This window comes from Marinigracilibium pacificum (genome assembly GCF_012926615.1).
Classification (GTDB): domain Bacteria; phylum Bacteroidota; class Bacteroidia; order Cytophagales; family Cyclobacteriaceae; genus Mangrovivirga; species Mangrovivirga pacifica.
Window position 1 is genome coordinate 122733 of record NZ_JABBNU010000006.1, and the last position, 19213, is coordinate 141945.

General features: G+C 35.1%; 18 protein-coding genes and 1 tRNA gene. 9 read left to right on the plus strand and 10 right to left on the minus strand.

The annotated features are described in order from the left end of the window. Positions 1–3 precede the first annotated feature (3 nt). Entirely contained in the window at positions 4–1470 is a 1467-nt protein-coding gene (locus HH304_RS10675; RefSeq protein ID WP_169681243.1) for a DUF5687 family protein, read from the minus strand. A gap of 142 nt (positions 1471–1612) precedes the next feature. On the opposite strand from HH304_RS10675, the gene HH304_RS10680 reads away from it, so the two are divergent. Beyond that, positions 1613–2347: a DUF4184 family protein gene (locus tag HH304_RS10680; RefSeq protein WP_169681245.1), complete on the plus strand. Its 735-nt coding sequence runs from the start codon at positions 1613–1615 to the stop codon at positions 2345–2347. A gap of 55 nt (positions 2348–2402) precedes the next feature. Then, positions 2403–2570, plus strand: a complete 168-nt coding sequence (locus HH304_RS10685) for a PLDc N-terminal domain-containing protein (RefSeq protein WP_169681247.1) — start codon at positions 2403–2405, stop codon at positions 2568–2570. On the opposite strand, the gene HH304_RS10690 is transcribed toward HH304_RS10685, so the two are convergent. The 3 genes from HH304_RS10690 to HH304_RS10700 all read right to left on the minus strand — a co-directional run bounded on the left by HH304_RS10690 (position 2571) and on the right by HH304_RS10700 (position 3791). Further along, positions 2571–2933: a TM2 domain-containing protein gene (locus HH304_RS10690; RefSeq protein ID WP_169681249.1), complete on the minus strand. Its 363-nt coding sequence runs from the start codon at positions 2931–2933 to the stop codon at positions 2571–2573. After that, a complete protein-coding gene (locus HH304_RS10695; RefSeq protein WP_169681251.1) occupies positions 2897–3214 on the minus strand; it encodes a DUF2752 domain-containing protein in 318 nt (105 codons plus the stop codon). Before HH304_RS10695 ends, HH304_RS10690 begins: the two co-directional genes overlap by 37 nt. 504 nt (positions 3215–3718) lie before the next feature. Next, positions 3719–3791 (minus strand) — tRNA-Lys (locus tag HH304_RS10700). 217 nt (positions 3792–4008) lie between these two features. Between HH304_RS10700 and HH304_RS10705 the strand changes: the two genes are divergently transcribed. The 7 genes from HH304_RS10705 to HH304_RS10735 are packed head-to-tail and all read left to right on the plus strand — an operon-like array spanning position 4009 to position 12215. Further along, positions 4009–4689, plus strand: coding sequence for a DUF2064 domain-containing protein (locus HH304_RS10705; protein ID WP_169681253.1), 681 nt, complete (start codon positions 4009–4011; stop codon positions 4687–4689). Between the two features lie 41 nt (positions 4690–4730). Further along, on the plus strand, positions 4731–7724 hold the full coding sequence (locus tag HH304_RS10710; RefSeq protein ID WP_169681255.1) for a TonB-dependent receptor plug domain-containing protein: 2994 nt from the start codon (positions 4731–4733) through the stop codon (positions 7722–7724). Between the two features lie 17 nt (positions 7725–7741). Continuing rightward, a complete protein-coding gene (locus HH304_RS10715) occupies positions 7742–8953 on the plus strand; it encodes an ABC transporter substrate-binding protein (RefSeq protein WP_169681257.1) in 1212 nt (403 codons plus the stop codon). A 5-nt stretch (positions 8954–8958) separates the two neighbouring features. Next, positions 8959–9801 carry a sulfate ABC transporter permease gene (locus tag HH304_RS10720; protein ID WP_169681258.1) on the plus strand — a complete coding sequence of 281 codons (843 nt, stop codon included), beginning with the start codon at positions 8959–8961 and terminating at the stop codon, positions 9799–9801. Further along, the gene (locus tag HH304_RS10725) at positions 9788–10570 is read left to right on the plus strand and encodes an ABC transporter permease (RefSeq protein ID WP_169681260.1); all 783 of its coding nucleotides are present in this window, start codon (positions 9788–9790) and stop codon (positions 10568–10570) included. The genes HH304_RS10720 and HH304_RS10725 overlap by 14 nt, the downstream gene beginning before the upstream one ends. Continuing rightward, positions 10570–11292, plus strand: coding sequence for an ABC transporter ATP-binding protein (locus HH304_RS10730; protein ID WP_169681262.1), 723 nt, complete (start codon positions 10570–10572; stop codon positions 11290–11292). Before HH304_RS10725 ends, HH304_RS10730 begins: the two co-directional genes overlap by 1 nt. Then, positions 11289–12215, plus strand: a complete 927-nt coding sequence (locus HH304_RS10735) for a radical SAM protein (protein ID WP_169681263.1) — start codon at positions 11289–11291, stop codon at positions 12213–12215. The genes HH304_RS10730 and HH304_RS10735 overlap by 4 nt, the downstream gene beginning before the upstream one ends. An 18-nt stretch (positions 12216–12233) precedes the next feature. On the opposite strand, the gene HH304_RS10740 is transcribed toward HH304_RS10735, so the two are convergent. The 6 genes from HH304_RS10740 to HH304_RS10765 form a co-directional block, all read right to left on the minus strand. Next, positions 12234–12596, minus strand: a complete 363-nt coding sequence (locus HH304_RS10740; protein WP_169681265.1) for a hypothetical protein — start codon at positions 12594–12596, stop codon at positions 12234–12236. A 517-nt stretch (positions 12597–13113) separates the two neighbouring features. Continuing rightward, positions 13114–13782, minus strand: coding sequence for a bifunctional 4-hydroxy-2-oxoglutarate aldolase/2-dehydro-3-deoxy-phosphogluconate aldolase (locus tag HH304_RS10745; RefSeq protein ID WP_169681267.1), 669 nt, complete (start codon positions 13780–13782; stop codon positions 13114–13116). Positions 13783–13791: 9 nt separating this feature from the next. Continuing rightward, on the minus strand, positions 13792–14802 hold the full coding sequence (locus tag HH304_RS10750) for a sugar kinase (RefSeq protein WP_169681269.1): 1011 nt from the start codon (positions 14800–14802) through the stop codon (positions 13792–13794). A 57-nt stretch (positions 14803–14859) separates the two neighbouring features. After that, on the minus strand, positions 14860–17163 hold the full coding sequence (locus HH304_RS10755; RefSeq protein ID WP_169681271.1) for a chondroitinase-B domain-containing protein: 2304 nt from the start codon (positions 17161–17163) through the stop codon (positions 14860–14862). A gap of 2 nt (positions 17164–17165) precedes the next feature. Further along, entirely contained in the window at positions 17166–17918 is a 753-nt protein-coding gene (locus tag HH304_RS10760) for an SDR family NAD(P)-dependent oxidoreductase (protein ID WP_169681274.1), read from the minus strand. 34 nt (positions 17919–17952) lie between these two features. Then, positions 17953–19212, minus strand: a complete 1260-nt coding sequence (locus HH304_RS10765; RefSeq protein ID WP_169681276.1) for an MFS transporter — start codon at positions 19210–19212, stop codon at positions 17953–17955. Position 19213 lies beyond the last annotated feature (1 nt).

Below are 19213 nucleotides of genomic sequence, written 5' to 3' on the forward strand. Positions count from 1 at the left end.
TTGTTAGTTTTCTTTAAATCCGATAGTCATATTATATTTTACTTTCTCAAGCCTTTTTCCAATAGCCTGGTAGAATACCTTTCTTAAACTGATTCCTATTAAACCTAAAAATCCAAGTGTTAACCAGCCTACTAAAGGAGAGGATAGTAGAGAGATAATCCAATAAAGTATGCTTGGTCCCACTAAAGCAGGTATTAATGCTAAATAGTGATGTCCGCTTTGTCCCTGAAAATTAAAACTGGCGCTTTTGCCCAAGTCAATTTTCTTTTTATTAAAACTTGAAAGATAAAGGAATAAAGGGACTAAAACTCCCATAGCAAATATGTATGCACAGAGGTGTTGATAGGCATATTTTGGATCCAGAAAAGCATAACCCATGCTTAACAATGTCAGGAAGCCGCAATAGACAGCTATTAATCGGAACTTAGCCTCCATATATTCACTAAATGAAATAGGGTTTGTTAAAATGTGATCAAAATAACTACTTTCCAGAGACCATGTGAATTGTAAATGCTGCATTGCAAACAACGAAGTGATAAATATTGCTACAAACACTAGCATCCATTGTTGATTTTGGTATGCATCATTTGCGTAAAAGATTAACCCATAAAACAAGAAAAAGAAAGACATTAAAAAGGTTTGTTTCGTTCTCTTATTTCTTAAAATCAATCTTGTTTCCAGTTCCATTAACTGGCCAATTTTACCATATTTTTTACCGAATGATAAATTGCTTGTGATTTTATCCTCGGTTTTTCTTTTAACTGATAATTCATCAAGGTAAGCATGATTAACCATCCATTTATAGGAAAGCAAATATGTGATTACAGGGTATATTCCGGCGGCCAGAAATTGCCATGGATTTTCAATTCCATTAGTGAAAAATTCTGCAATAGTTGGAGTGATTGGTAATATTTTAGCTGAATCCAAATAAATTACGGAAGCTGTGATAAGCAGTAGTATTAATCCGATAAGAGGATTAGATCCACCTTTCTTTTTCAAATAAAGAGCCAGAAAATGGTTTCCTGTACTTAACAAAAGAAGAAACACCCATATAATCCATTTATTAGCAAAATCATATTGATATATAAATGGAATAAACACCATTAAAGGAAAGACGTAGAACAAATCAAATACTGAAGATATAAGTACTGAATTGACCAACTGGCCTCTTTTGAATGGGTGGAGGATGTACCTTTGAAATTTAACTGCGGGGATATCCATTAAGAAATACCTAACCATGATTTCACTGAAATATGCATAAATAATTACAGTGAAATAGCTCGAAAGAACTGGAGTTTCGGGGTAAACACTTCTAAGGATGTCAATTAAATTAAATCCCAGAAAGATAAAGATTGTAGCGAAATACAAGAACAAAAATACCATTACAAAGGCTATCGCAACATTTTTTGAAAAGACCTTTGCCCGGACTGATTCTTGAATTCGGTGTTTGATCAGGTTTAGTAATAACATATTTTGGTCGATTGTATAATACTTATAAAAATGATAAATATTTCTAGTAATGTAAAAGTGGTTTTATGTGAGTGGTTAAAAATCACTATGAATTGAAAATTAAATAATGATTCGTATTTTAACAATGAGTAAATTTTGATTGATGCCATTTACAGTTTCACATATTTCCGCGGTAATATTATTTACAAACAGACGATGGTTAAGTCTTAGCGGGCTAATAGTTGGAAGTATGATTCCTGATTTTGAATATTTCCTGAGAATGGCTCTATATAGTAAGTATAGTCATACACTGGAGGGAGTTTTTTTATTTGACTTACCTGTAGGTCTGGCGTTTTGCTTTATCTACCATTTAGTCTGTAAGAAGTTTATTATTGATAATTCACCTGAAATTATTAGATCAAGAATGATTCAATACAGGGATTTTGATTGGATTAATTATTTCAAGCAAAGATATTTCATAGTGATAATCTCAATTGTAATAGGGTCTTTAACTCACGTAATTTGGGATTCATTTACACATGGTAGTGGTTATTTTGTACAGGAATATCAATTTTTAAGAACGAGAATTCCTGTATTTAACACCTCTTTTCCTGTTTTTTATATATATCAACACCTTAGTACGATTATAGGGTTAGCATTTTTTGTGAAGTGGTTTATTTCGCTTGAAGTGAATAACGTAGAAAGAAAGTCTGGTAAAAATGGATTGAAAGTGTTTTTTGTCATGCTTATATTATTCTTTGCAACAAGAATGAGTTTTATGGCTATTCAACATGAAATCAAAATTGGACATGTAATTGTGATCTTCATTGCTTCCGGGATGTATTCATGCATTGTATCCGGGATATTCTATTCTTTTTCTAAGAGATATAAAATTTAGATACTTATAATATTTGGGTGAATATTTTTAACTTATAATTAAAAAAAGAAAAGTTATGTCAAAGTTATTATATGTTGTTGGATTGGTATGTATGGTGTGGGTGATATATGATGTCTGGTCGAAAGACAAGTATGATAATGTTGGAAAAATAGCCTGGACAATCGCTGCAATATTTTTTAATATATTAACAGCGATTGTCTATGCTTTATTTGGTAGGCGTTAATTACTGATTCATCAGGCTTTGAGTAATTGCCACTGACTCAACTGCCATCTTTTGGTTATACTCCAGTGATATTCTTTTATAATTTACCAGGTCAACAATAGTTCCGATAAAACATAGTCCTGCTGTGAATAAATATAGTATACCGAGGCCTATTTCACCGGTGATAATTCTTTGAATTCCAGCTACTCCAAAAAATCCTAGAATAGTTAAAACTAAAATGATTTCACTAGACTTTCTTTTACCTGAATATATTCTGGAAAAGGTTCTGAATGATTCATTTGACATTTCTTTAGTCAACTCATTAACCATTAAAATTTCTTCTCCCTCTACGCCGGGTATTTCTTGTATGATTCTTTGATGCATATTATTAGTGGATTTGATAAATTAAAAATTCTGTTTAATAGTATTAGCACTGCAGGTATTGCTAGTAAATGTGTACTAAATGATTTACCAATTTCGCCGTGCATTAGGTAGTGGATGGATTCTCCAAGACCACAGCCTGGGCAAAAACTAAAATCCAGCAGAGCCAATGGGCATAAAGTAAAATGAGTATTCTCAGGAGTAATAAAATACAAGAATGTCAGGGCACCTACCCAGAAAAACAGTTCATTATATTTTATTAACAGGCTGAAAACATTTTTCATTTCAGAGCCAAAATATAATAAATGAATGGATTGCGAAATTTTCTTTTTATGAGAGGGGAATAAATTGATTTATACGGTAATTATAAAGGGTGATGAAACGGCGAGTGAGTTTGGAGGTGATGGGGTGTTCGTGGTAAAGATGATGGTGTTTATGTTAATAAGGTTGAATGTGGTTTAGTCATAATAATTAATTTTTAATTATTTGTAGGGTGTAGCATGTTATACCCCTACAAATAATTAAAAATTGTTGTCCCATATATTAATATACAGTTTACTGCCGTATAAAATCCTGAAGTTTTGGTTAGTCTAAAATAGTATGATATAATTATGAAAGAAGCTTCTGTGACCCGTGACGAATCCTATCCTTCTCCAGAGTGTATAATTTTGTAGTTGAAGCTTTAAATTATTATAAAATAATGGATTGTCAGGGTCTATTAATGGAGCATTTAAATTAGAAATAGCTATAAAATAAAAAAGCTCCAACTATGAAAGTTGAAGCTTCTGTGATTCCGCTGGGGCTCGAACCCAGGACCCTCTCCTTAAAAGGGAGATGCTCTACCAACTGAGCTACGAAATCATCCTTATTTTATGGCCCATTAAGGTTGAAAAACCCTCTGTTTTTCCTTAAATGGGATGCAAAGATATGTAGCCTAATATTATTTGCCAACCTTTCTTTAAATTTTTTTCAAAAGATTTTTTAAGGCGATTTTTACCCCTGTTTAAACCTTCATTTTTTTATTAAAACTGTCAATTATCCGACAACCTCTTTAATCTTAAAAGAGTATTATTGTAAAGTGGATTTACAGAATAAAAATACAGCCATATTATTTTTTAGCAGATCGGCATCTGTCGAAGCTGCATATAGAAATATCCATGGTGATAAAGTCAAGAATATTTCTCTGGTAAAGGAATTAATTGACTCTTGTAAATCTGCGCTTTTCAATTCTTCATATCCGGTATTTCACTACGATGAAAACAATCAGGTAGGAAAGGATTTTTCAGAACGTTTAGCTAATGCATTTGAAGAGTTATTTTCAAAAGGATTTAAAAATGTTATTGCCGTAGGAAATGATAGTCCAAATCTTGATGAAATTAGTTTCGATGAGGTAGTTTCCTGTCTTGATTCCGGGAAGGTAGTCATAGGTCCAACTCAAAAAGGAGGAACTTACTTATTAGCTATACCAAAAGAGGTTTATGATCGCAAAGAGTTTTTAACAATTCCCTGGAAAACATCTGCAGTTTATGGTAGCCTGAAATCTGTTTACCAAAATGCTGTTTTTCTGAAGGAAAGGATTGAGGTTCATCAATACTACGATCTTTCCAATCTCTTTAAAAGTGAATTGTCAAGACAATTTCTTGATAAAATATCGATCTTACTGAGTGAGTTTAAATTTTCAATAACCGAGATTTTTCAAGTTTATTCACCATACATTTCAGGGGTGTCAGATACCCGGGGTTCACCTCAAACTCACTGATCAAATCTACTTATCATCTTTCAATTTTTAATTTATAACCAATGAGACCATTATTAATGGCCTTAATCTCTATGGTGTCTGTAATTCAAATGTTCGGACAGGCAAGTATGGAGATTAGCGTTATCTCTATGGAGGATAACAGGCCTTTATCAGAAATTCAAATAAAGATATCAAATGAGGATATCGGATTTTTGGAAATATACACAACCAATGAACAGGGTAAAATCCGGGTTAACGGATTAAGTACTTCCGGGAAGTATCATCTTGAGTTTGATGGAAATGACGATTATGTTGCTTTTTTTCAAGATGGACTTGCCTTAAGGTCTAATCAAAAAGCATCCTACATTATCGCTTTATTACCAAAGTCTGTTAGAGAACTTGATGAGCTTACTGTAACTTCTGGTGGACTAGCACAGATTAATACGATTAATGCTGAAGTATCTTCCGAACTTGAACAAGCTGATATTCAGGTTTTACCTGTTGAAGGTCGGGATATTACCAGAGCGTTGTATCGTTTGCCGAATGTAACTCAGGCAACAGGCTTTTTCCCTGAGGCTCCTAACGTTTCGATAAACGGAGCTAATTCATTATTTACAAACTATCTGATTGATGGAATGGAGAATAATGAGAACTTTCTTGGAGGAATGAAATTCAATATTCCAGTTGGATTTACCCGAAATATCACTGTGTTGACCAATAATTATAGTGCTGAATATGGCTGGACTGGAAACGGGGTTTTTAATGTTACCACTAAGTCAGGTACAAATGATGTAACCGGAGAGGTCTTTTATCTGACCAGACCCGGACCCGTAATAGATTCGTCATCGCCTTTTGCCCAAAGGGATCTGAGCGGAAATCAGGTGAAAGACGGATTCATGCGGAACCAGTTTGGTTTTGGTATGGGACTCCCTTTAAAGAAGGATAAGACTTTTCTTTATTTGAATGCTGAACAAACTTTTGATAGAAAGGATAACTTGCTTTCTGTTCCTGACCTTGGGGTAAATGAGACTGTGCGGGGATCAAACAGATTTACCTATTTTTCTGCCCGAGTTGATCAACGCTGGAATAGTAAGGTCAGAACTTCATTTCGTGTAAATAGTGGTCTGGTAGATATCGAAAGGCAAGGAGGTGGATTAGAAGGAGGGGTGACTTTCCCTTCAGCCGGTAATAGTCAGAAGAGAAATTCATTATTATTATCAGTACAAAATACTTACCCGTTAGGTGGAGGAGTTGCAGAAACTAATCTTCAATACGGAAGGTTCAGATGGGATTATGCTACTCCGGTAAATCCAAATGATCCACAAGTAACTTTACGCAATCCTGATGGAGTGGTGATTGGTGTATTAGGACACCCGGGTTACGTATTTGATGCACTTGAAAACACTTTGAATTTCCAGCATAAACAAAACTGGATTCTAAAAAATCATTCATTCAAAGCTGGTGTCGAGTATATCAGAAGTGATCATCAGTTATTTGGAGGAGGCAATCCAAATGGAAATTATGATGTTCAATTAAACCAGCAGCAGCTTGACGATTTAAATGCACTTAATAAAGGTGCAGCATTAGGGATAAATGATATTCCCGGTGATGTTACTGTCCTTCAATATAACATTGAATTAAGGCCACAGTCATTTGGTAAAATTCAAAACAGGTATAGTGTTTATTTTGAAGATCTATGGTCTGTTAATTCTAACCTTAACCTGACTCTTGGATTGCGGTATGATTACGATAACCTTTCATCAGTAGGTGGTAGCGATGGTGATTTCAATAACCTTGCACCGAGAATTAATGCAAACTATAAGCTGAATGACAGAATGAGTGTCCGTGCAGGTTATGGAATGTTCTATGAAAAGATCTTATATGCTGTTTATAGTGATGCACTTCAACAAAATACAACCGGATCAGATTATAAGAAGCAAATTCAGGCATTAATTGATGCTGGCCAACTGCCTCAAAGCACAAATATTGACGAGATAACATTTGATGGAAACCTGTCAGCTACTTTTGATGGCAGTGGGATTACATATTTAGATGGCCCGGCTTCTGATGAGGTAATGAGTGAAAGAAATGCAATTTTTTCAGGAGAAAGACGAGTGATCAACCCGGAAGGATATGAGAATCCGATGACTCATCAGTTTAATTTAGGTTATCAGTTTCAGGTAAATAAAAATGTGTTGTTTTATGCTGATTTGATTCATACTAGGTCATACAATCTGTTCAGGTTAAGAAATTTAAATGCTCCTGAAGCTTACAATGTTATTTATGATTCTGATTTTGATGGTTCTGACATCAGAACACCTGATGAAGCAGATGCAACAAGACCTGTTCCAATATCAAATGGTTCTGCGGTAATCAATGGAGAAACATTAACCGGAGTAGCCAGAAACGTGGTGATGTCCGAATCGGAAGGCGAATCCAGGTACTGGGCGTTAAATCTAAACCTGGTCAAGAACAAAGATGAGGGATATTTTGCTTACAGGATTTCATATACGCTTTCCCGATTGGAAAACAATACTGAGGATATAAACTTCAGGGCAATGGATGCTAATAATTTTGAAGGAGAATGGGGAGCATCAATTAATGATCGCCGACATGTATTAAGTGCTTTGCTTTATTATTACCCGATTAAAAATTTAAGTGTTTCATTAGCTTCTTTGATTCAGAGCGGTCAGCCTGTGAATAGAATACCTCAGGGTTTTGGTACTACTGATCTTAATGGTGACGGATCAGGCTTTGGTGATGCCTATGTTGGTAATTCAGACAGATTTCCGGGAGAAAGCAGAAACAATGATAGATTGCCATGGTCTAATACTTTTGACCTTGGGGTAAAATATAGTTTTAATCTGTTTGATAATTCACTTGAGTTGAGCGCTGATGTTTTTAATCTGTTTAATACAATTAATTACAGTGGTTATAGCAATAATGCGACACAGAGTAACCAGATTCAGGCTGGTCCAAAAAGTAGCAATACATTTGTGTATAGAAATGCTGCACCACCAAGACAGTTTCAATTTGGAGTGAGATATTTGTTTTGATTTTTGATATGGAAAACATGAAATATTTTTTGCTGGCACTGGGTGTTGTATTCTTTAGCTGCCAGCATTCAGAAAATAATACAACAACGGATTTACCAGTTCTTGATGATTGGGAACAAGTGTTAAATGAGGCTTCTGGAAAGAAGATTACCTGGATGATGTGGCAGGGCGATCCCTTTATCAATAATTATGTCTCAGAATATGTAGTTCCAAAAGTTAAGGAGAAGTACAATATAGAACTGGAAGTCGTATCAGGACAGGGTAATCAAATTGTGAGTACCCTGATTGCAGAGAAAGAAGCAGGTAATTCAACCAGTGAGCTGGATATGGTCTGGATAAACGGTGAGACTTTTTATCAGCTTAGGCAGATCAATGCCTTGTACGGTCCTTTTGTAGATAAGCTTCCTAACTCTGAATATCTTGATCTCAACAACAGGTTTATAACCAAAGATTTTCAGCAGCCTACAGATGGTTTTGAGTGTCCGTGGGGTAATGTGCAGCTGGCATTAATCTATAATATGGATAAGATTGAAATACCACCCCGGAATCTTGAAGAACTTGCTGCCTGGGTTAAAAAAAATCCGGGACAGTTTACTCTTAGCAATGATTTTACCGGACTCACGCTCCTCAAATCATGGATGATTGGTCTTTCTGGCAATCCGGATTTATTTAAAGGGGATTTTTCCGAAGAAACCTATAATAAATACAGTGACAGACTTTGGGAGTATGTAGATGAAATCAAACCTTATTTGTGGCATGAAGGAAAAACATTCCCTTCAAATATTGCCCAGATGCATCAATTATATGCAAATGGGGAATTGACATTTACTATGAGCAATAATGATGGAGAGGTAGATAATAAGATTCTTCAGGGTTTATTCCCTAAGTCATCACGCTCTTTTGTGTTTGAAGAAGGGACTATCAGAAATTCTCACTTTTTGGGAATAGTAAGTGATTCGGATGAGAAAAATGCTGCTGCAGTGGTAATAAACTTTTTGATTAGCCCTGAAGCACAGTTGCAGAAAATGAAACCTTCGGTTTGGGGAGACGGAACTGTGCTTGATATGAATTTATTGCCTGATAGCACGAGATTAATGTTTGATATCGGGGTTGAAAGAAAGTATGCTACAGATCGTGAGGTAATATTGAATTACGCACTTGAAGAACCTGCTCCGGAATATATGATCAGGCTCTTTGATGATTTTAGAAAGAAGATTATTGAAAAGTAAAAATTTTGAAGAAAAACCTATTAATCGGTCTGTTTTTAATAATTACCCTATTGCCTCTTGGGGCAGGGTTATGCTATTCAATTTTTTATAGTCTTGGTTTTTCAGGTGTAATCGGTAAAGGTTTAACTCTAGAATACTGGAAGGAAATATTATTTTCCGGGGAGTTTTTATATTCTCTTATGTACAGTTTACTGATCGGAATTATAACTGTGGTAATTTCGTTTTCTCTTGCTTTTTTACTTTATCCTTTGGTCAGACAAAGCAAATATAATGGACAGTTGTTGATGTTTATTCCATTGTGTGTACCACCCATGGTTTGGGCATTTTTTCATTATGTAGTTTTTACTGGTAGCGGACTGATCTCGAGGTTAGCTTATAGTGTAGGTATGATTCACGGACCCGCTGATTTCCCTGTTTTGGTAAATGATCAATTTGGAATTACTGTAATACTGACTCATGTTGTTATGGTGGTGCCATTCTTCATACTGTACTTTATAAGGATACATCAATCAGAGAATATTGATGAGTTATCACTTTTGGCAAGTTCATTTGGAGCTACAAAAACGAAGGTTAAGTTAAAAGTGGCACTGCCTGTGTTAATGTATAAAAGCAGGGTAATGTTGGTGCTATATCTGATTTTTGTGGCTGGATCATATGAAGTTCCATTGTTGCTTGGAGGTCAGTCCCCGAGGATGATTACAGTATTTATCCTCGATAAAATGCAAAAGTTTTCTCTGGATGATAAACCAGTAGCTTATGGAGCAGCATTTTTATATGTGGTTCTCATGGTAATAATTATTCTTTTTTCGGTGAATAAAATGACTTTAGCACAGGATGGCAAAGAATAAGCAGATATACATTATTGGTTTAGCTTCTGTAATCATCTTTCCATTGATATGGATAGTCATGTTTTCTTTCTTTAGAAGCTGGAGTTACCCGGAAATCATAGGAGAGTTTGAGTTGCTTAAATGGGCTGACCTGGTAAATAAAGATAATGAAATACTTTCCGGACTTCTGTTGTCATTACTCATCTCTCTTTTTACGGCTTTTTTCTCTGTAATAGCAGGGTTTAAAACATCAGAATCGTTATACAGAGTTAAGTCTAAAAATAAACTGGTTGTTCTGGCTTATTTGCCTTACGTTTTATCTCCGGTTGTTCTGGCATTGATAATTCAGGTTTATTTTGTCCGGTTAGGGTTGTCAGGGACGATTGCCGGGGTAATTGTGGCATTAATTCTAATCGTTTATCCATATTCGGTATTGTTTTTTACCGGCTACTGGAATGAAAGATTGATAGGAATGAAAGACCTTGCAAGAACTCTTGGCGGTTCTAATTTATCGAGTTGGATTAAAGTTGTAGTCCCAATAAGCAAACCAATGATCAGCCTGTGTTTTTTTCAGTGTTTTATCATTGCATGGTTTGAATATGGACTGACTAATTTACTAGGAGTTGGTAAAGTGAAAACTTTGCCTGTCCAGATTTTTATGTATGTACAAGAAGCTAACCCGTATTATGCAGCTGTTGCGTCATGTTTAATGATAATTCCACCGATAATATTGTTGTTAATAAATAAAAGATGGTTGTCTGCAAGTATTAAATATTCGCCATTGAAATAATGCTGGAAGTAAAAGAGATATCAAAAAAATATTCAGGAACCGTTATTCTTGACCATGTTTCATTCGCTCTTGAACCAAACACTACCTTTAGTGTGTTAGGGAAGTCAGGAGGAGGGAAGACCACTTTATTAAAGATAATTGCCGGGTTAACAAATCCAGATGGCGGGAGTTTGCAGTACAATGGAGTAAACATTAATAATACTCCTCCTGAAAAGAGGAATATAGTTTATTTATATCAGGAGCCTCTGTTGTTTCCTCACCTGACAGTGAAAGGTAACCTTGAATTTCCTCTTAAACTGAAGAAAAGTTTTTCTAGCAGTGAAATGGAAAGGAGAATTAATGAGATAGCCGATGAACTTTCAGTATCAGAACATCTTCATAAATATCCGGAACAGCTTTCCGGTGGACAGAAACAACGGGTAAATTTTGGAAGGGCATTATTGGCTGATCCGGGAATTTTGTTGCTGGATGAGCCTTTTGGAAATCTCGACGTTCAAACAAGAGCCGATATGCAGTCGTTTTATAAAAGGGTAGCTCATGAACATCAGATAACCTCGGTATTTGTTACCCACGATTTGAAGGAAGCTATTATCATGGGTAACCGGTATGGGTATCTTGATAAAGGAAAATTAAAAGAATATACATCGATAGATGAAATGCAGAATGATGAGAAATCAGGATTGCAGAATGAAATAAATTTTTGGAAGGAGCTGGGAAAATGAAAAAAGATTTCGAAAGAATAGAATCATTGTATTGGGTGTTTACACAATTGTGTAATGATAAGTGTGATCATTGTTATAATAATAGTGGGCCACATGGAAGTCGAATCAGTGAAGAAGAATGTTTACAGATTATTGATAACCTACCAGCGAAGATTGAACGATTGATATTATCCGGAGGTGAGCCTTTGGCTGAAAAGAAAAAGCTGTATTTAATTTTGGATAAGATTAATGAGAAATATGGCAATAGTACCCAAGTGATGTTGCAAACCAATGGTGATCTGCTGAATAAAGAAATACTCGAGACACTAATAGAAAAAGGAGTTTCCAGATTTGATATCGCAAGTATTGACAGGTATCATAAAAATCAAGGGAACAGGTTGATGGAACTTGCAGATATTTTCGAAAGCTGTGGAGTCAATGGTGATGACAAGGATCCGTTGATCGATAAAGAGAATTACCTTAAAAAGGAGCAGGTGACCTGGGGTTATTGGGGTGCAACAGAAGATATGTGGCTTGGAGGTAACTGGGCAAGAGGCCGTGCAATGGAAAAAGATATCTGGAAACGTGATCCTGAACATAACTTTTGTAGTGTTTTAAGTGGAGGAATTGGTTTTTTGAATGGGGGTGAGGATATTCCTCAGGAGATAAGCATCCAGCTCTGGGCCATTAATCCTTGTTGTCCGGGTACTATAGACGCTATGGGTGATGCCAGAGTTGAAAAAGTCAGTAATGTACTCCGGAAAGTTGCCGGTCATCCGGTATTTGAAATGATAGATAAAGGGGATCCTTTCCGAATGGGGGAATCAATTGGAGTAACTGAAGACTACGCTAAGAAAAAGTGTGGTGAATTGGGGAACGTGTGTCTTTGGTGCGATGAGTTTTTCAAAAATCATTTTGATATGAAAACCCTCGAAAAGAAATAATATAGGGGTGGATAAGTATTATTCACCCTTAATCATAAATTCAATTTTAGAATACTTGTTCCTTCCATCGATAATATTTGAAATACAAGATTTTAAGTGGTTTTTGTTTTTTAGGCTTTTTACAAAGGCCACAGGGAAAACTACATATTCCCATGTTTTTATTTCAGTAGGAGCATAAGTGAATTCCGGGATTTCGTGAGCCAGCTTGATGATTTCCTCATCTTTTATGTGTTCAAGAATAGATTCCTTAAGGTTTTTAGAATACCTTGAATATGCATTTAGTGCTTCTGGAAGAGTTCTGCCTTTTAATACCTGATTTGCCTGGAACTGAATTGTGTCCAATTTTCCTAAGAAAGTTTCTATCGTTATAGCTGGTCTCATAATCAAAGTATTTTCTGAGTGTAATTTTATGAAATCGTAAAAGGATTTGCTAACCCGCCTTATAAGAAAACTTACATCCCGTGAAATTTATTATTTTCATATGAAACATCAAGATTTTATTTAAAAGGCTAATATCGTGTCAATAGAATTGACTTTTTCTGATATTGATATAAAGATATTACTATTTCAAGTTTAAAAAAGATGAATTGAGTACTTTATAACAGGGGACTTATATTTTGTTTGTTGATTGTGTAATGAAGTATTTACCTAATATTGAAGGGGTTGGGTGGTAAAATGATGTGTAGTGTAAAATAGTTCCGATTGTTAGAATTCATTTATTGAAATGAGTTAAGGTCCTCAATCTGAATTAAATTAATAATAGTATTCAAGAATAATTCTTTAGTAGTTAGATTTAAAAAATAATAATAGAATGTTTGCAGCCACTACTACTCACATAGGCATTTAGATGAGTTGTAGTGACTTTAAACAAAATTATTGGCATCAGAGAATATAGCAATCATCTAATTTCTTTTACTATATCTAAAAGAGACTTTATTTGTAGAGTCAAGTCATCATAGCTTTTGTTTTGGATTATTTCAGAGGTTATTAATTTGGAACCAATACCTACACAATGGGCACCAGCAGAAAACCATTCAATAAGATCAGCTTTTGTTGGATTAACTCCTCCTGTAGGCATTATTTTAGTCCATGGGCAGGGGCCATGAATAGCTTTGATGAATTCAGGGCCTCCAACTTGGCGAGCTGGAAATATTTTAATCAAATCTGCGCCATATTCCTCCGCATTACTTATTTCTGTAAGAGATCCACAACCAGGAACCCATGCTATTTTTTGGCGATTACAAATTTTTGCTATTTCAGGGTTGAAAATTGGTGAAACAATAAAATTTGCACCAATAGAAATATAGTTTGCTGATGTAGGAGCATCAATAATAGATCCTATTCCTAAAATTAAATCAGGTAAAAATTTATTTACATAGATTTGTAGTTCTTCGTAGATTCTAAATGACCCTTCTCCACGATTTGTAAACTCAAAAACCCGGATACCTCCATCATAGCATGATTGTAATATGTTTTTACATATATCTACATCAGGATGATAAAAAACCGGGATAATCCCTGTTTCCATCATTTGGTCTATCACCTCATTTCTATTGTATTTTGCCATTTTGATTAATTACCTTTTTAATTTTCCATTATTTCCGTTGATAAGGCTTTCTACTTCATCAACCTTCGATATGTTCGCATCACCCTCGATAGTATGCTTTAATACTGATGAAGCAACTGCAAATTCAATTGCATTCTGGTCATTTTTTAATATCAGGTCTCCGTAAATATATCCAGCTACAAATGCATCACCTCCACCAATTCTATCAACTATAGGGTTGATTTCATATTGCTTAGATTTGATTATACTATTGCCATTGAATAGTTGACCTGAAAGTAAGTTATGATTAGAGCTAACAGTAATTCTATGTGTGCTAATTATTTTTTTGACTTGAGGGAATTGTTTAATTATTTCCTGATAAATTTTTACTTCGTTTTCTTCCAGTTCAGGGTAGTTGCTTTTAATTCCCATTATAGTTTCAGCATCCCATGGGCTTGCGACCAGAACATCACATTTTGAAATTAATTCTGGCATAACTTCTTTCGGGGTTTTTCCATATTGCCACAAATTTTTCCTATAGTTCAAATCTCCGGACACGGTGATTCCTTTTTTATGGGCAATATCTATTGCTTCTTTGCAACAATCAGCTGCCCCTTTAGAAATGGCAGGTGTTATGCCTGTCCAGTGAAACCACGAAGCATCTTCTAAAATTGTTTCCCAATCTATTGTACCGGGCTGGATATGATCAAAAGATGAATTTTTTCGATCATAAATTATTTTACTGGGTCTGACACTACTTCCCGTTTCTAAAAAATATAATCCCATTCTATCCCCACCATATTGAATGCTGCCAACATCCACCTTATTTGATCTTAGAAAATCAGTTGCAGCATATCCTATAGGATTGTCAGGAAATCTTGTTACATGCAAAGTCCGAAGTCCGAAATGAGACAATGATATTGATACATTAGCTTCCCCACCTCCGAATGTTGCATTGAAATTACCAGATTGTTCAAACCGGGCATGGTTTGGAGTACTCAGCCTCATCATTACCTCTCCAAAGGTGATAATTTTTTTCATATATGTTTTTTTTACTATTCTGTATTTTGGATGAGTTATGATTATGAAAAAACCTTATCAATACATTAATGATTGTTTTAGGTTGTTTACTACTTTGATTTCACCAGAATTAATTAACCTGTTTGATTTTTGAGTATTGTTTTTAGAGCCCCAAAGCAATGCAACCAAATCAACAGGATTAGATTCAAATTGATTATTCTCTATTGTTACATTAATAATCCCGTGGTTATTGATAAGGATATTATTGGGTTGGTCTTCACCACAATGATTGAACTGGGAATTTTTAATAATTAGATTTCCTCCTATAGTAGATTCGTCATAGCCGCCTCTGTAAAAGTTTATCACATTTTTATTAATCTTGGTAAATAAGGTGTTTGTAATTATTAAAAATTCAGCATTATAGTCGCCTTTATTATCTTTTTCTCCTGATAAATCTATTCCATTGGTACAGTTAGAAATGGAGCTGCTTGAAATTGAAATGCTGTCAGCAAAGGAATGTTTATATCCTTTTATTACATAATTGAAATTTGAGATATCACAGTTTTTAATAGATAGATTATAATGCCCTGACATATTTTCATTTTTTGGAGCAAATGCTATCTGTTCTTTATTCCCAATTAAATTAATACCTTCTAAATACAGGCTTCCATAAGGAAACAGTTTGAATAATGGGGTGTCAGGACTGCCTTTATATTGAATAATGATATTTTTAAAATTGGTCCCGGATATAAACTTTAATTCTTTGTTGATTTCTAAAGAACTTGAAATCACATACATGGAATCAGTAAGTTCTATAATATCTCCATCTGAAGCTTTATTCAGTGTTTCGATTAAATTATTCGCTGAGGCTTTAAATGTGTGAACATCCTTGTCTTTGCTTTTACTGAACCATGATGGTCCATAAAGTGATTCCGAAAATGCATTTATAGGTTCGGCTGTTGGAGCAAAGGCACCCAAATAAGTATTTTTCTTTCTGGAATTTCCAAACAAGTCTTTATCAATAGAATCAAAATCAAAACCTTGATAGGGAGAATAATTTTCTTTAGTTTGAATTTTGATTATCTCACTATTTGAATTATCAATATTGAATTTCGTTTCCTGAATACCCTCAATTGATAGAGTGTCTTTAGGTGATTTATTGATATAGTTTTTGAAAAATGAAACTCCATCAATTTGATCATATGCTATTATTGGTTTGGTTCCTTTTTTATTATAAATAAGGTTATTGGCTACAATAGTCCTTATTGGTCTTGCAGACCGGATTTCTGAAGAAGGGAGTACATCTTTTTGGTCAATATTAACTCCAACTCCAAATTGCATAGGGTTTTCACATTCTACCCAAGAATTATATGCCACGGTTAAGTCTGTTACCTGGTTGTATCTGTTTAGTGGAGACTTTGGAATTCCATTCATTACTGATAACGGTGCTCGAAATTGGCTTCCTTTCAATTGATAAAAATAATTATTTATTACCCAGTGCCCGGAATTTACAATCCGAATCCCTCCATAAACATCACTAGTTGAATCTCCAATGAACATATTTCCATCGATTCGACAGTAGTTTCCATGACGCATTACCAAGGATCCTTCACATTTATAGAAAATGTTATTATTAAATTCATTAAAATTTGACTTATTGGAAATAACCTCAACTTCTCCATTACATCGCTCGAAGAGATTGTTTGAAATCAACGTATAAGAGGGAGTCATTGAGGTTTCACTGCTTCCAATTTGTATTGTTTCACCATGAGGTCCACCTTTTCTAGGTCTGGGGCCAAAATGATTATTGTCGATTTTATGGTGATTTAATATATTTTGATTACCTGCTAACCTTATTCTAACTGTTGGGCCATCGTTTGTTTTTCCTGAGAGGTAACTATGATCAAGCCTGTTATTTCTTCCACTAAATTCAACCCAATGGTCACTAATGTTTCGTTGAAGCTGATTGAAGTTTATAATCACGCAATTTGTTACTCTACAATTATTTGCTACCAGATCCTTATCAATTTTAAAATCAATTACCGAATTCTCTGGAGTATATCCATTCCGGAAGATTAAATCTTTTACAATGATATATTCACCTCCAAGTTTTAAATATGATTCTCCTTCTATAAACACTTCACCAGGGATTTCTCCTTTGAGTATTATAGGTAATTCCTGAGTGCCATATCCTTTAATTATTAAATGGAGATTTTCCCAGGTTCCTTTTGCCAATACAATTACATCCCCTGGTTTGATATCTTCCAGGATTTCTTTTAACTCGGCATTGTTATTAACCAGTTTTTCTTGTGGTTTATTAATATTTCCGCATGAAAACAGTAAAACAATGGTAAACAGGTAGCAGATTATAGTTTTATTCATAATTAAGAAAATGCCAGTCCTCCATTAATATCCAGGTTAGCACCAGTAACGAATGATGTCTCGTAAGATGCCAGACATGCTACCAGGTTAGCTACTTCAGCTGCTTCGCCTTCTCTTCTAAGAGGAGTTCCATTGGCAACTTTTTCTCTTACCGCATCATTAGTGAATACATCATGGAATGTTGTAGCAATCATGCCCGGACATAAGGCATTAACTCGAATGTTTTTTGGTCCCAATTCTTTCGCTAGTGACCTGGTAAAAGTCATTACAGCGCCTTTAGAAGTTGCATATGCTGCTGCTCCTGGGCCTCCGCCATCTCTGGCAGCCTGAGAAGAAAAGTTAATTATGGAACTTCCTTCTGGCATATAAGGAACAACAGCCTTTGTCATAAGGAAAACTGAATTGAGGTTTAACTGAACTACAGAATTAAAGAAATTTTCGTTCATTTCTTCCAGAGTCTTTCTTGCAACCAGACCTCCGGCCACGTTGACAAGAATATCAATTTTATCACCAAAAGTGTCAATTGCATGTTCAACCACTGCATTCACATCTGTACTTTTTGTCATATCTCCTTGAACGATCGTAGCCACTCCTCCATCTTTTAAGATTTCACTAAGGGTTTCTTCTGCTTGACCTTTATTATTGAAATAGTTAATTACTACTTTAGCGCCTTCTGCTGCTAATTTTTTAGAGACTGCCTTACCTATATCTCGAGCACCTCCGGTTACGATTGCTACTTTGTTTTCTAACATCATTGTTTTATTTTTTAATTTGATTTTTTAATTATTTCTAGTCCAGTGATTTGATTTTTGGTGCCAGTAGATAAATGGATGCAACTCCCAAGGGCACAAATACGGCTATCATGATAAATATTGGGATGTATGAGATTTTTGAAATTACTGGTACCAGGAAGTTCATTATTATTACAGAAAAGACACCCACAGAACCGCCTAGTCCGGCAAGTGAACCGACTGATTTTCCACTGAAAAGGTCACTTGGGATTGTTTGAATATTGCTGATGACAAATTGAAATCCATATAATACTGCTGCTACTATTAAAACAAATTTTAATGGGGTATCAGCAAATAGGATAGTCGCTATCAATCCAAAAAACATGATTGCTCCACCTATTACTATTGTACGTTTTCTGGCTTTATCAACAGTGGCTCCATTTTGAATAAGCTTGCCTGCAAAATAACCTCCTGATAAACTTCCTAAGGCAGCTCCAACATATGGTACCCAAGCGAAAAACCCGATTTCTTTTACATTGAAACCATAGGTTTCAGCCAGATAAATAGGCATCCAGCCAACAAACAACCACCATATAGGTTCAATAAAGAATCGTGAAACAAGCACAGACCATGATTCTTTAAATGAAAGTATCTTTGAAATTGATAACCCAATAGCGTTTTCATTTTCGGATTCATTTTGTCTCCCGCTTAGAATATATGCTTTTTCTTCTTCTGTAATCCAGGGATGTTCTTTTGGTGATTTTTTATTAATTATTAACCATGGTATAATCCAGATCAAACCGATTGCTCCGACTACAATAAATGTTGTTTCCCATCCGAAGGCAGCCCACAATGTAGCAATCAACGGAGGTGCAATGACAGAACCTAATGCAGCTCCAGTATTGAATATTCCCTGGGCAATTGCACGCTCCTTAACAGGGAACCATTCTGCATTGCTTTTAACAGCTCCAGGCCAGTTTCCTGCTTCGCCAATTCCCAAAAGAACCCTGAAGAATGAAAAGCTCACAATTCCCCTGGCTAGTGAATGGAGAATAGTAGCTATTCCCCATACACCAATTGAAAAAACAAACCCTAACCTAGTACCTATTTTATCAAATATTTTACCTGAAACAGTTTGACCAACAGCATATGCAACCATAAAAATATTTAGTATTAATGCATACTGATTTTTATCCATATCAAGATCTTCTGATATGCTTGGCCACATGATACTCAATGCAGTTCGATCGATATAATTAATTATCGTAGCCAGGCAAATCAACCCGATTATCCACCACCTTAATCCTTTTACCTTCATA

Bases quoted from the DNA above. Each gene is read 5' to 3' on its own strand.
- HH304_RS10675 (WP_169681243.1), bottom strand. From the start codon at position 1,470: ATGTTATTACTAAACCTGATCAAACACCGAATTCAAGAATCAGTCCGG.
- HH304_RS10680 (WP_169681245.1), top strand. From the start codon at position 1,613: ATGCCATTTACAGTTTCACATATTTCCGCGGTAATATTATTTACAAAC.
- HH304_RS10685 (WP_169681247.1), top strand. From the start codon at position 2,403: ATGTCAAAGTTATTATATGTTGTTGGATTGGTATGTATGGTGTGGGTG.
- HH304_RS10690 (WP_169681249.1), bottom strand. From the start codon at position 2,933: ATGCATCAAAGAATCATACAAGAAATACCCGGCGTAGAGGGAGAAGAA.
- HH304_RS10695 (WP_169681251.1), bottom strand. From the start codon at position 3,214: ATGAAAAATGTTTTCAGCCTGTTAATAAAATATAATGAACTGTTTTTC.
- HH304_RS10710 (WP_169681255.1), top strand. From the start codon at position 4,731: ATGAGACCATTATTAATGGCCTTAATCTCTATGGTGTCTGTAATTCAA.
- HH304_RS10715 (WP_169681257.1), top strand. From the start codon at position 7,742: ATGAAATATTTTTTGCTGGCACTGGGTGTTGTATTCTTTAGCTGCCAG.
- HH304_RS10725 (WP_169681260.1), top strand. From the start codon at position 9,788: ATGGCAAAGAATAAGCAGATATACATTATTGGTTTAGCTTCTGTAATC.
- HH304_RS10730 (WP_169681262.1), top strand. From the start codon at position 10,570: ATGCTGGAAGTAAAAGAGATATCAAAAAAATATTCAGGAACCGTTATT.
- HH304_RS10735 (WP_169681263.1), top strand. From the start codon at position 11,289: ATGAAAAAAGATTTCGAAAGAATAGAATCATTGTATTGGGTGTTTACA.
- HH304_RS10740 (WP_169681265.1), bottom strand. From the start codon at position 12,596: ATGAGACCAGCTATAACGATAGAAACTTTCTTAGGAAAATTGGACACA.
- HH304_RS10745 (WP_169681267.1), bottom strand. From the start codon at position 13,782: ATGGCAAAATACAATAGAAATGAGGTGATAGACCAAATGATGGAAACA.
- HH304_RS10750 (WP_169681269.1), bottom strand. From the start codon at position 14,802: ATGAAAAAAATTATCACCTTTGGAGAGGTAATGATGAGGCTGAGTACT.
- HH304_RS10755 (WP_169681271.1), bottom strand. From the start codon at position 17,163: ATGAATAAAACTATAATCTGCTACCTGTTTACCATTGTTTTACTGTTT.
- HH304_RS10760 (WP_169681274.1), bottom strand. From the start codon at position 17,918: ATGATGTTAGAAAACAAAGTAGCAATCGTAACCGGAGGTGCTCGAGAT.
- HH304_RS10765 (WP_169681276.1), bottom strand. From the start codon at position 19,212: ATGAAGGTAAAAGGATTAAGGTGGTGGATAATCGGGTTGATTTGCCTG.